The sequence below is a fragment of the Paramagnetospirillum kuznetsovii genome, assembly GCF_003284725.1.
Lineage (GTDB): Bacteria > Pseudomonadota > Alphaproteobacteria > Rhodospirillales > Magnetospirillaceae > Phaeospirillum > Phaeospirillum kuznetsovii.
On record NZ_PGTO01000042.1, the window covers coordinates 1 to 11,727 of the forward strand.

An 11,727-nucleotide genomic window follows, 5' to 3' on the forward strand; every position below is an offset into this window, starting at 1 on the left:
CCTCTTTATGGTCTGTTTCCAACGACCACTTTGGCGCATTGCGACGCCGGTGAGCAGGGGCCGTCCACCCCATCATCCGTGCCTCACCAGGGTTTCCGCCACGTCGCCGCCCTGAGGCGGGCCCGATCCCACGGAATGAACCCCGACAATGACCGCCAGGGCCAGGGCGACAAGCCCGGCCAGGCCGACCGCAAGGCGGCCTGCCCGAATCAACTCGGGGTCTGGGGCGGTGGTCTGGCGGGTCGTCATGTGCGGCATATTCACAAGTATCCTAAATGTATCTAGCTATGGATAGTTCTAATGTATGAGTTATATCAACGACAACATCTTATTCAAAAGCGAAATCGATTCATCACATACCAACCTAGCTCTATGTCTGTTGAGATCTGTATATAAGTGTGCTTCAAAGCTTTACCAAAATCAACGAAACGAAGCTCGATATGATTTTTCCTTGTCTTTCGGCTTGACCGAAATCAAAGCATGGCACGTGCCGCGGCGTAATGTGTCCGGCGAGGCGCCTCACTGGGAGGGGCCTGCTGGACGGAACCGGCATGAAGCGCCCGTTGCTCAGAAACGCCCTTTTGGTCTGCCTGCTGCTTGCCGGATTGGTGACGCAGGTGGTGACCAATGCGGTGGTCAGGGGAAGCGGCGGCGGGATGGCGGGAATTGCCGTCGCCCAGTCCACCGATGGTATCGCGGACCGCTTTCTGGCCGATCTTGCCCAGTCCGTCTGCTCCAAGGAAAGCGGCACTCCGGTCCAGGGCACTGCTTCGGATTGCTTCTGCCAATTCTGCTTCCCCGCCTCATATCAACTGGTCTCCGACCAGGGCGGTCAGATCGCCGCCCCCATGCGGCTTGGTCCCGATGCCGGGCCATGGTCCCATTCCCAGGTTCTTGCCGTGTCGCGTCGCCTTCCGGGTGACGGTCCTTCCCGCGCGCCCCCGTCCATCGCCTGAGCGTTTCTCGCCTTGCGAATGTGACCGGGTTTCCACGCCCCGCCATCATCCGTGCCGCGCCATCAGGGCGTGCCGGGAGTGGTTCGTCGTGTAGCCCCTTGGAAGGAACACGGATCATGAGATTGGAAGATGCCATGGCATCCGTCGGCAAGGGCGCCCCACCCATAGGGGGCGGGCGCTGGCCGCGACGGCGTCCCGACCGGGTGGCGCTTGATCGTCTGGCCGATATTTCTCCCTTCGATCAACTGCCTCCCGACAGCCTCGATCGCCTGCTGCTCGGTGCCCAGGTGCTGCATGTCACCGAGACCACCGGCCTGTTTGCCGCCCAGGAGGTGGTGGACACCCTTTACGTGGTGATGCGGGGCGACGTCATCCTGCACGGCCCGGATGGGGTCATCGTCGATGGCGTCCATGCCCCGGCCATCCTGGGGGCGGCCGATCTGTTCAACGGACGGCACATCTTCGCCGCCGAGGCTCTGACCGGCGCCCTGGTGGTCGGCATTCCCCGATCCGCCATGCTGGTGGCCCTGGAAAGCCATGGTGGGCTGTCCCACGCCTTTCTCTCTCTGGTCGCCGCCAGCAGCCAGACCCTGGCCAACGCCCTGATGGCCCAGCGCTGCCTGACCGGGGTGCAGCGGCTGGCCGCTTTCCTGTTGGAGCAGGCGGAGCAGGCCGGGGCCGACCACTCTTTTGTTCTCGACATTCCCAAGAAGGCCATCGCCGGACAGTTGGGCATGACGCCCGCCCATTTCGCCCGCTCCTTGACCCGTCTGGCGGAAGCCGGGGTCGAGCGGCGCAACCGCAACACCATCGTCGTCAACGATATTTCCGCCCTTCGTGGCCTCATCGAGGGGGAACTCGGAGTCGCCACCCAGGACGGGAGTACGGCCCAGCAAAGGCAGCGGGCCGCCTATCGGAATTTCCGAAACGTTTGAACCGGAGGAGCGCAATGTCGGAAGTCTTAACCAAAGCAGCCGCCCGAAACATATTCTATGGCGGCACCGTCTTTTTCTTCGTCGTCTTTGTTGGATTGGTGGGACATAGCGTCAGCACCGTCAACGAGATGTCCGCCACCCATCCCGTCACGCCTTCCGTGGCGGCGGGCAAGCATGTGTGGGAAAAGCACGCCTGCATCGACTGCCACACCATCATGGGCGAGGGCGCCTATTTCGCCCCCGAGCTGGGCAATGTCTGGGTGCGCTATGGCGGCCGCGAGGACGCTGCGACGGCCCGCGACGGCATCAAGAACTGGATCAAGAGCATGCCCACCGGCATCGAAGGGCGTCGCCAGATGCCACATTTCGATATTTCCGAGAAGGAATTGGACGACCTTGTCGATTTCTTCAAGTGGACCAGCGAAGTCAACACCCAGAACTGGCCGCCCAAGGTTTCCGGCTAAAGCGGGGGAGGAAGATAAATGAAGTACGAATCACAAAAAGTCGCGCTCTACTACATCGCCGGAGCGCTCGCCCTGTTTGTCGCCCAGGTGCTGTTCGGCCTGATCATCGGCACCATCGTGGTGATACCCAACACGCTGTCCGAATTGCTGCCGTTCAACATCGCCCGCATGATCCACACCAACGCCCTGATCGTGTGGTTGCTGATGGGCTTCTTCGGCGCCGCCTATTACCTGATCCCGGAAGAGGCGGAAACCGAGCTGTACAGTCCCAAGCTGGCCATCGTCCAGTTCTGGCTGTTCCTGATCGGGGCCGCCGCCGCCGTAATCGGCTATCTGTTCCACATCCATGAGGGCCGCGAGTTCCTGGAACAGCCGCTGTGGATCAAGCTGGCCATCGTCGTCGTGGCGCTGATGTTCCTGTTCAACATCTCCATGACGGTGCTGAAGGGCCGCAAGACGGCCATCACCAATGTCCTGCTGCTGGGCCTGTGGGGCATCGCCATCTTCTTCCTGTTCTCGCTGTACAACCCGTCGAACCTGATCCTGGACAAGATGTTCTGGTGGTGGGTCGTCCATCTGTGGGTCGAGGGCGTCTGGGAGCTGGTCATGGCCTCCATCCTGGCCTTCCTGATGATCAAGCTGACCGGCGTCGACCGCGAAGTGGTCGAGAAGTGGCTGTATGTCATCATCGGCCTGGCCCTGTTCTCGGGCATCCTGGGGACCGGCCACCATTACTACTGGATCGGCACCCCCGGTTACTGGCAGTGGATCGGCTCGGTGTTCTCGACCCTGGAAGTGGCGCCGTTCTTCGCCATGGTGGTCTTCACCTTCATGATGGTGTGGAAGGGTGGCCGCAACCATCCCAACAAGGCCGCCTTGCTGTGGTCGCTGGGCTGCTCGGTGTTCGCCTTCTTCGGCGCCGGTGTGTGGGGCTTCCTCCATACCCTGGCTCCGGTCAACTACATCACCCACGGCACCCAGGTGACGGCGGCGCACGGCCATTTGGCCTTCTACGGCGCCTATGTCATGGTCAATCTGGCCATGTTCACCTATGCCATGCCCAATCTGCTGAAGCGTGAGCCCTACAACCAGATGCTCAACATGTGGGGTTTCTGGATCACCTCGTCGGGCGTGACCTTCATGACCTTCGCCCTGACCTTCGCCGGAGTGGTGCAGAGCCATCTCCAGCGGGTGATGGGCATGGGCTTCATGGAGGTGCAGGAGCAGTTGGGCCTGTTCTACTGGATGCGTCTTGGCGCGGGTGTGGTCACCTTCGTCGGCGTCGTCCTGATCGTGTGGTCGCTGGCCGTTCCGGGCAGCGTCAAGCAGGCCGGGCGCGTCGCCGCCCAGCCCGCCGAGTAAGTGAGAGAGGGGCGGCCATCACTGGTGGCCGCCCCTATTTCTTGTGGAGTTTTTCATGTCCGAGTCCTTGCCCTTCTACCTGCCCCAAGGCAATGAATGCGGTCTGTTCGAACTGGCCTGGCGGCATCATTTGCCCTTGCTGCTGAAAGGCCCCACCGGCTGCGGCAAGACCCGCTTCGTGGCCCATATGGCGGCCAAGCTTGGTCGTTCGCTGTTTACCGTGTCCTGCCATGACGATCTCACCGCCGCCGACCTGACCGGGCGTTACCTGCTGAAGGGCGGCGATACGGTCTGGGCCGATGGGCCGCTGACCAGCGCGGTGCGCACCGGCGGCATCTGTTATCTCGACGAGGTGGTCGAAGCCCGCAAGGATGTGACGGTGGTCTTGCACCCGCTGACCGACGACCGCCGTATCCTGCCCCTGGAGCGCACCGGCGAGATGCTGAGCGCGCCCCCCGAATTCATGCTGGTGGCGTCCTACAACCCCGGCTACCAGAACGTCTTGAAGCAGTTGAAGCCGTCCACCCGCCAGCGCTTCGTCGCCATCGAATTCGACTTCCCCGCCCCGGATCTGGAACGCAAGGTGGTGGCCGAGGAATCCGGCCTGGAAGAAGGCCGGGTCCAGCCCCTGATCCTGCTGGCCCAGCGACTGCGCGCCCTGAAGGGCCTCGATCTGGAGGAAGGGGTTTCCACCCGCCTGCTGGTCTATTGCGCCACCTTGCTGCAAGCCGGTCTGGGCATCCGCGAGGCCGTCCAGGTCACCATGATCGAGCCTCTGTCCGACGACCCAGAGGTCAAGGCCGGGCTGGAAGAGGTGGCCAAGGCGATCTTCGGATGAACTGGCTGTCCTTCCTGGAACTGGAGGAGCGGGTCGGAACCCTGTGGCATCGCTGGGTGGGTGAGAAGGCCACCTGGCCGTCCCACCCCCAGGCGGCGGTGACCCTGGATTCCGTGCGTCCGCGTCTGGCGGTGTTCTTTCGTGGCCTGGGCGGCGATCGCGGCGTTCAGATCACCTCGGCGGCGGCCCGCGAATCCGGCCATCGCCTCAGCTTCAAGCAGCGCATCGGCATGGAGGCCGAACGCCTGACCACCGCCAGCCGGGACGAGACCAGCCTGTCGCTGCCGCCGGTCATCTCCCTGTTCGCCGATGCCGGGCTGAACCGCGATTTTTATTTCTGGCTGGCCGCCTATTTCGCGGTGCTGGAGCCGACCCCGCTGCCGCCCGAGCCGCTGCAAGCCGATCTGGCGCGGATTCAGATGGCGCAACGGGCGACCAGGGCCGCCCTCGCCCGCTTTCCCGGCCTGATCCAACGGCACCGCGCGCTGTGCGCCGCCTTGATGGAGGCTCGGCCCCAGCGCGGCCTGTCCGGCGCCGAGGCCCAGGTCGAGGCCATGGTCGTCGCCGTGCTGACCGATCCCGCCTCGCTGCTGCCGGACTTGGAGGCCAAGGCGTCGCTCGATTATTGCCCGTTCCTTCCGGTACCGCTGTGGGGCGAGGCCCTGCCGGGGAGCTTCGCCACCCTGCCCCGCGAGGACGTAGAGCCCCAACCGGGCGGCAAGGAGGAGGAAGACTCCGAGGACGAAGCAAGGCGCAAGGCCGAACGCCGGGACGAGGACAATGCCGACCGTAAGGACTCGCTGATTCTCAATCGCTTCGAGAAGATCCTGGCCATGGCCGACATGGTCAACGTCAACCGCGCTTCCGACGATACCGACGAGGAAGAGGCCAGGAAGGCCGCCGAGGACATGGACACCATCACCCTGGCCCAGCATTCGCGCAAGGCGGCGACCAAGCTGAAATTCGACCTGGACCTGCCGCCCTCGGCCACCGATACCAGCCGCCTCACCGGCACCTTCCTGCTGCCCGAATGGGATTACCGCATCCAATCCCATCATGCGGATCATTGCTCGGTGCTGGTGGGACCGGCCACCGAGGAGGGCGAGGATTGGGTGCCCGATGCCGATGCAAAGCGCCGCATCCGCGCGGTCAGGCGCCAGTTCGAGGCGCTGCGCACCCGCCCCGTGCTGCTGCGTGCCCAGGCCGATGGCCAGGATCTCGACATGGACGCCCTGGTCCGCGCCCGGTCAGACCTCCGGGCCAGCGGCAATGGCTCGGACCGGGTCTGGCAACAGCACCGCGCCCAGGACCGCGATCTGGCGGTGATGGTGCTGGTGGATGCCTCGCTGTCATCCGATGCCTGGATCGACAATCGCCGGGTTCTGGATGTGGAGAAGGAGGCCCTGGCGGTACTCGGCCACGGCCTCGCCGCCTGCGGCGATCCCTTCGCGGTGGCCACCTTCACCTCGCGCAAGCGCGACTGGGTCAAGGTCGATGTGGTCAAGGACTTCGGTGAACCCTTCGCCGACAAGGCCATGCGGCGTATCGGCGCCATCCGTCCCGGCTATTACACCCGCATCGGCGCCGCCATCCGCTATGCCGCCGGGCGGCTGGAAGAGCGGCCCGAGCGTCATCGCCTGCTGCTGGTGCTGACCGACGGCAAGCCCAACGACGTGGACCATTACGAAGGCCGCTACGGCGTCGAGGATACGCGGAAATCGGTGCTGGAGGCCCGCGCCAAGGGCCTTGCCGTGTTCGGCATCACCATCGACCGCAAGGCCCAGGGCTATTTCCCCCATCTGTTCGGGCGCGGCCATTACGCCATCGTCGGCCATCTCGCCCATCTCTCGGCGGCCCTGCCCAAGATTTACCGGCAGTTGGCGGCATGAGCGACGCGCCCGCCGATTGGGGCGTTCTGTCTGAACTGCCCGGCAATCCGCTGATGTGGGTTCTGATCCTGGGCGAGTTGCTGGTTTTCGGCGCCCTGTTCGTCGGCTTCGCCGTGGTGCGGTTGCTGCATCCCGAGATGGTCCTCGCCGGTCAGACCAGCCTGTCCATCCCCCTGGGCGGCGCCAATACCCTGATCCTGGTGACCAGCGGCTATCTGGCGGCCCGCGCCGTCTTGGCCCGCTCGACCTCGAAGGTTGCGGAATCGCGCTGGTGGCTGGCGGGAGCGGCGGCGCTGGGCGCCTGCTTCCTTGTCATCAAGGGCGTGGAATACGCCGACAAGGCCGCCCAGGGCTTCGGCATCGAGACCAATGGCTTTTGGACCCTGTTCTATCTGATGACCGGCTTTCATGCCGCCCATGTGATGATGGGGATCATCGTGCTGGGCATCGTCGGCTGGAAGAATTCGGTGGAGAATCTGGAGACCGGCGCCGCCTTTTGGCACATGGTCGATCTGATCTGGCTGATCCTGTTCCCTCTGGTGTATCTGCTGCGATGACCCATGAAGACTCTCGCCTCTGGGGCCGTCGTCTGCTGCGCGCCTGGGCCGTCCTCGTCGGTCTGACCGTTCTTTCGGTCGGAGCGGCACTGACTGGCGGAAGTGGGCAGCGGTCGAGCCTGCTCGCCGTGGCGGTGGCGCTGATCGCCAGCTTCATCAAGGCCCGCCAAGTGCTGGATCATTTCCTCGATCTCCGGCGGGCCGGTGGTGGCTGGCGGGGCCTGTTCAACGCCCTGCTGCTGGTGATTCTGGGGCTGTGCTTCGCGCTTTATCTGGCGGCGGGGACGAGCCGTCCCTGAGGGCTCCGCCATACCGACTCATTGCCTATTGCCTCCCCCATTTCGGGGCGCTACTCTCAACCTCAACACGAAGTCGCATAATCTTTTTGAGTTCGCTGACAGGGGATTGAGATGATCAAGGTCGGAATTGACCGGCAGGCGTTCGCGCTTGCCGGAGCGGGGTTGTTTGTGCTTTTTGCGGGTGAGGCGGCCTGGGCTCAGGCGATACCGTCGCCGACGTCTTTGGGTACCGTGACGGTGGTCGGCCAGCCGTCGTCCCAGTCCATGGTGACCGCTGCACCGGAAGCCCTTCCGGCCTCGACCACCGTGATCGGGGCGGAAGAGATCAAACGCCGCCCACTCGCCCATTACGTGGATATCTTCCGCCCGGTGGCGGGAATGATCGTCTCCAATTTCGGCCAGGGAGGCATCGGCTACGGTATCGGCATGCGCGGCTTCCAGACCAGCCAGCATGGTCGCGACATCTCCTACACCGTCGATGGCATGCCGGTGAACTCGGTGTCCAACCTGCATACCCCCAACTATGCCGACCTCAACTTCATCCTGCCCGAGAGCATCGAGCGGGTGGAGGTGATCCGCGGCCCGTTCAGCCCGGAATACGGCCAAGCCAACATCGCGGGCGCGGTGAACATCGTCACCAAGCAGTCCGAGGCCGCACCCAGCGTCGGCGTGTCCGGTGGCTCCTACGGCACCGCGCGCGGCCTCGCCACCTTCAGTCAGAGCGGCGCGATTGCCGGAAGCGGCATCACTCCCTATCTGGCCGCCGAGGCGTATCATACCGATGGCTATCGCTCCAACTCGGATTGGGACCGCTACAACGCCATGGCCAAGGGTACCGTGGCGACGGCGGGTGACGGCACTCTGACCGCCAAGCTGCAAGCCTATGGCGGTGAATGGCATGCGCCGGGCTACATCCGCCGCGACCGCATCCAGAGCGGCCAGATTTCCGCCACCTCGTCGCTGAACCCCACCGACGGCGGCAAGAAGGACCAGCAGATGGTGGTCCTCAACTGGGTGACCGGCCAACCCGATAACGACCTCACCATCAACGCCTACGTCGATCACGAGGAGGCGACCCGCTATTCCACCAGCTATACCAGTGGCCAGCAGACCGCCATCCATGACCGCCGCGAGGTGACCGGGGCCAATGGCCGCAAGGTCTGGACCGGCGACGTGATCGGGATGCAGTCTCAGTTGATGATGGGGGCCGACCTCCGGGCCGACTTCGTGTCGTCCAACAAGGCCAATACCTTCAGTCGCCGCCAGGGTGCGGTGACCATCAACGCCGACTTCACCCAGACCGACGCCGCCGCCTATGTCCAGGTCCAGGTCAAGCCGCTGTCCTGGCTGAAGCTGACCGGCGGCACCCGTTACGACCGCTACGACATCGACCTGACCAACAAGCTGACGCCGGCAAGTTCGCCGGTGGCGGGTGGCGAGGTGTTCAGTCCCAAGATCGGGGCCACGGTGACCCCCATCGACGCCCTCGACCTGTTCGTCAATTACGGTGAGGGCTTCCGTACTCCCAACGCCGTTGACGAGTTGATCAGCAATCCGTTCATCGGAGCGCAGAAGATCTACAGCCGCGAAGCCGGTATGCTGCTGCGGCTTCCGGCCAGTTCCACCCTGCGCATCGCCGGGTGGACCACCAAGCAGGACAGCGAAATCTACCAGCCGCCGGGTGGGGCCTTCACCAACCTGGGCAAGTCGGAGCGCAAGGGCGTCGATTTCGAGGGCCGTACCTATGTGCTTAAGGATGCCGACCAATCCTTGGCCCTGTTCGCCAGCTACAGCCCCGTCAACGCCAAGCTGCTGAACCGGCCCGGTTACAAGGACATCTCCAATGTCCCGGTCTATTCCATCACCGCCGGATTGGAGGCGAGCCAGAAGGTCAACGACGGCGATACTCTGAGCGGGACGCTCTATTGGCAGTATTACGGCCATCAGGCCATCGTGGACCAAAATGGCTGGCAGACCTACGCCAAGTCCTATCCGGTGATCGAGGCCAAGGTGAATTACGGCTTCCGGGGCGGCTTGGGCCTGTTCGCCGAGGCCATCGCCTATCCCGGCGACCGGTATGCCGAGATCGCCACCGCCAGCAGCGGCGTCATCGCCACCAGCCCCCAGGCCGCGTTCACCGGCTTGGTCGGCGTCAGCTATAGATTCCAGTGAGGCCGATCATGATCAAACGCGCAACCATCGCCGCAATTCTAGCCGCCATTACCGCTCCGGCAAGTGCCCACGACATCTGGCTGACCGCCGGTCCTGGCCGGGTGGAGGTCCATTACGGTCATCCCGCCGACTTCTCCCAGCCCGACAAGGCGCGTTTGTTCGACCTGTCCGCCGTCGCCAATGGCAAGGCCGCCTCACTGCTGGGCGAAGTGACCGTGACCGATGCCATCCTGGCCGCGCCGCTGCCCAAGGCGGCATCGGTGGTTGCGGCCCGCTACGACAATGGCTTCTGGGCGCAGACCACCCAGGGCTACCGCAATACCAACCGGCGCAACCTGCCCGATGCGCTCAAAAGCATGTGGTCGCAGAAATTCGCCAAGCTGCTGCTGCCCGGCGACGGCATGACCCAGGCGGTTGGTCAAAGGCTGGAGATCGTGCCCTTGGCCGACCCCTTCCGCCTGAAGCCGGGCGAGCGCCTGAAGGTGCGGGTGGATTATGCCGGTAAGCCCCTGGCCGGTGCCGAGGTGGAGATCGGCGACGGCAAGACCAAGACCGACCAGCCGAAGAAGGCCAAGGCTGATGCGGGCGGTATTGCCGAGATCGAACCCGCCGTCACTCAGACGGTCCTGACCGTCGTGCATCGGGTACCCGGCAGCGTTCCCGATCTGGCGACCGAGGACATGCTGGCGGCAACGCTGACCTTCGCCTCGGCCCCTTAAGCATGGGGATGGCGGCCATGACGCTGGACGTGCCGGAGGGGCAATCACCGCCCGCCGCCACATCCTTGTCTGGTCGCCTCGCCCCGGCACTGATTTCGGCGATGCTGCATCTGTGCTTTGCGGTGGTGTTGCTAGGCTGGGGCTTCGGTGCGGTTCACCAAGAGCCGGAGCCGATGGTGCTGGAGGTTCAATGGGAACAACCACCGCCACCAGCCCCGGAACCGCAGGCAGTCCAGACGCCCGCGCCAGTGCAGCCCCAGCTTCGGGCGGAGCAACCCCGCCGAACCACCAGCAAACCGAGCCCAAAATCCACCCCGGTGGCAGTCTCGACGGAAACCTCGCGGGAAGGGACCGACAAGCCGTCCGAGATGGTGGGGAACGTCGAGCAAGAAAGCGCCGTCTCAACTCACGCACCGGCGGTCCCGTCACGCCCTGCTGCCGAACATCTGGTTCCGCTGATCAAGGTGGACCCAACTTATCCGCCCCACGCGTTGTTGCGACGGATCGAGGGGGCGGTAACCCCGGAATTTGGCGTCACTGCCGCCGGTACGGTCGCCGACATCCAGATCGTCCAGGCTCAACCCTCACGGCTGTTTGAAGAGGCGACAAAGACGGCACTGGCCCGCTGGCAGTTCGTCCCCGATACCGGGCAGTCGGTGCGCCGGGGGCGCATCATCATGGAGTTCCGCGTCAGATCATGAAGCGTCTGATCATCCTTCTGTCGCTGCTCGCCGCAGGCCCGGCCTGGGCGCATGGCGTCGTCTGGAGCGTCAATGCTGGGGCGTCGGTGGTTGAGTTCCGCTACACCACCGACGAACCCATGTCCTATGCCGCCATCACCGTTCAGGCACCGGGAGACGCCAACACCTTCCAGACTGGCCGAACCGATCCTTCTGGACGCTTCGCCTTCATCCCGGATCGCGATGGGCCGTGGACCGTCACCGCCGATGACGGCATGGGGCATGTGTCCACCGCGACGGTTCCGGTAGATGGAGGGCGAACAGCAATCGCCCCTCCTGATCCATTCATGGGAAGCTCCATCCACGAAGGATGGTTGTTACGCACCCTGTTGGGACTCAGCCTGATCGGAAATCTGGGGCTTGCCGTTGCCGTTCGGCTGAAAAAATGCACCACATGACCTTCTGAAAAAGGCGATCTAGGATCATATGGTCAGGTTTTGATCGAGCAAACGCCCCATGGAGGCACGGTATTCGTCTTCTGTTTCGAAGGGGGGGCGCTTGTAGTTGGTCAATCTACAGTGTGATTGTGTCAGTTAGAATCCGATAGGCAGTCGCCTGAAGCTGACGATCCTGATCAGACGAACGCTTGATGGCATCCTGAGGATGAAGCCAATGCCATTCTCCGACAGGATCAAGCTTGGGATCAGACTGCCCTCATCCTTCGGCCATCATCACGAGATGATACTCATCCTCTGGCGTTGCATTCAGCTGATGACCTGTGACCTGCCGTGGGAATCCTCCTCCAGTCTGAAGTAGAGTCCGGCCCTGACAAGGACGGACGAGATGAAGCGCAGCA

The 11,727-nt window shown here is 63.7% G+C and carries 13 protein-coding genes; 12 read left to right on the top strand and 1 reads right to left on the bottom strand.

Translation table 11 applies throughout. The features are described from left to right. Nucleotides 1-72: 72 nt before the first annotated feature. On the bottom strand, nucleotides 73-258 hold the full coding sequence (locus tag CU669_RS20545; protein WP_112147458.1) for a hypothetical protein: 186 nt from the start codon (nucleotides 256-258) through the stop codon (nucleotides 73-75). Nucleotides 259-551: 293 nt separating this feature from the next. Between CU669_RS20545 and CU669_RS20550 the strand changes: the two genes are divergently transcribed. From CU669_RS20550 to CU669_RS20605, 12 genes are all read left to right on the top strand, one after another. After that, nucleotides 552-956, top strand: coding sequence for a hypothetical protein (locus tag CU669_RS20550; protein ID WP_146747834.1), 405 nt, complete (start codon nucleotides 552-554; stop codon nucleotides 954-956). A 116-nt stretch (nucleotides 957-1,072) separates the two neighbouring features. Then, nucleotides 1,073-1,891, top strand: coding sequence for a Crp/Fnr family transcriptional regulator (locus CU669_RS20555; RefSeq protein ID WP_239988822.1), 819 nt, complete (start codon nucleotides 1,073-1,075; stop codon nucleotides 1,889-1,891). 14 nt (nucleotides 1,892-1,905) lie between these two features. Beyond that, nucleotides 1,906-2,355, top strand: a complete 450-nt coding sequence (locus CU669_RS20560) for a c-type cytochrome (RefSeq protein ID WP_112147460.1) — start codon at nucleotides 1,906-1,908, stop codon at nucleotides 2,353-2,355. 18 nt (nucleotides 2,356-2,373) lie between these two features. Continuing rightward, nucleotides 2,374-3,717, top strand: a complete 1,344-nt coding sequence (locus tag CU669_RS20565) for a cbb3-type cytochrome c oxidase subunit I (protein WP_112147461.1) — start codon at nucleotides 2,374-2,376, stop codon at nucleotides 3,715-3,717. Nucleotides 3,718-3,772: 55 nt separating this feature from the next. After that, complete coding sequence (locus tag CU669_RS20570) at nucleotides 3,773-4,555, top strand: CbbQ/NirQ/NorQ/GpvN family protein (protein WP_112147470.1); 783 nt, start codon at nucleotides 3,773-3,775, stop codon at nucleotides 4,553-4,555. After that, a complete protein-coding gene (locus tag CU669_RS20575; RefSeq protein WP_112147462.1) occupies nucleotides 4,552-6,444 on the top strand; it encodes a nitric oxide reductase activation protein NorD in 1,893 nt (630 codons plus the stop codon). The genes CU669_RS20570 and CU669_RS20575 overlap by 4 nt, the downstream gene beginning before the upstream one ends. Continuing rightward, nucleotides 6,441-7,001 (top strand): cytochrome c oxidase subunit 3, encoded by a 561-nt coding sequence (locus tag CU669_RS20580; RefSeq protein WP_112147463.1) that lies wholly within the window; start codon nucleotides 6,441-6,443, stop codon nucleotides 6,999-7,001. The genes CU669_RS20575 and CU669_RS20580 overlap by 4 nt, the downstream gene beginning before the upstream one ends. Next, nucleotides 6,998-7,300 carry a cytochrome C oxidase subunit IV family protein gene (locus tag CU669_RS20585; RefSeq protein WP_112147464.1) on the top strand — a complete coding sequence of 101 codons (303 nt, stop codon included), beginning with the start codon at nucleotides 6,998-7,000 and terminating at the stop codon, nucleotides 7,298-7,300. The genes CU669_RS20580 and CU669_RS20585 overlap by 4 nt, the downstream gene beginning before the upstream one ends. 168 nt (nucleotides 7,301-7,468) lie before the next feature. Further along, nucleotides 7,469-9,472 carry a TonB-dependent receptor gene (locus tag CU669_RS20590; RefSeq protein ID WP_161539758.1) on the top strand — a complete coding sequence of 668 codons (2,004 nt, stop codon included), beginning with the start codon at nucleotides 7,469-7,471 and terminating at the stop codon, nucleotides 9,470-9,472. An 8-nt stretch (nucleotides 9,473-9,480) separates the two neighbouring features. Continuing rightward, a complete protein-coding gene (locus CU669_RS20595; protein ID WP_112147466.1) occupies nucleotides 9,481-10,191 on the top strand; it encodes a DUF4198 domain-containing protein in 711 nt (236 codons plus the stop codon). A gap of 17 nt (nucleotides 10,192-10,208) precedes the next feature. Next, nucleotides 10,209-10,892, top strand: a complete 684-nt coding sequence (locus CU669_RS20600; protein ID WP_161539759.1) for a TonB family protein — start codon at nucleotides 10,209-10,211, stop codon at nucleotides 10,890-10,892. Next, nucleotides 10,889-11,329 carry a carboxypeptidase-like regulatory domain-containing protein gene (locus tag CU669_RS20605; RefSeq protein WP_112147468.1) on the top strand — a complete coding sequence of 147 codons (441 nt, stop codon included), beginning with the start codon at nucleotides 10,889-10,891 and terminating at the stop codon, nucleotides 11,327-11,329. The genes CU669_RS20600 and CU669_RS20605 overlap by 4 nt, the downstream gene beginning before the upstream one ends. The last annotated feature ends 398 nt before the right edge of the window (nucleotides 11,330-11,727 follow it).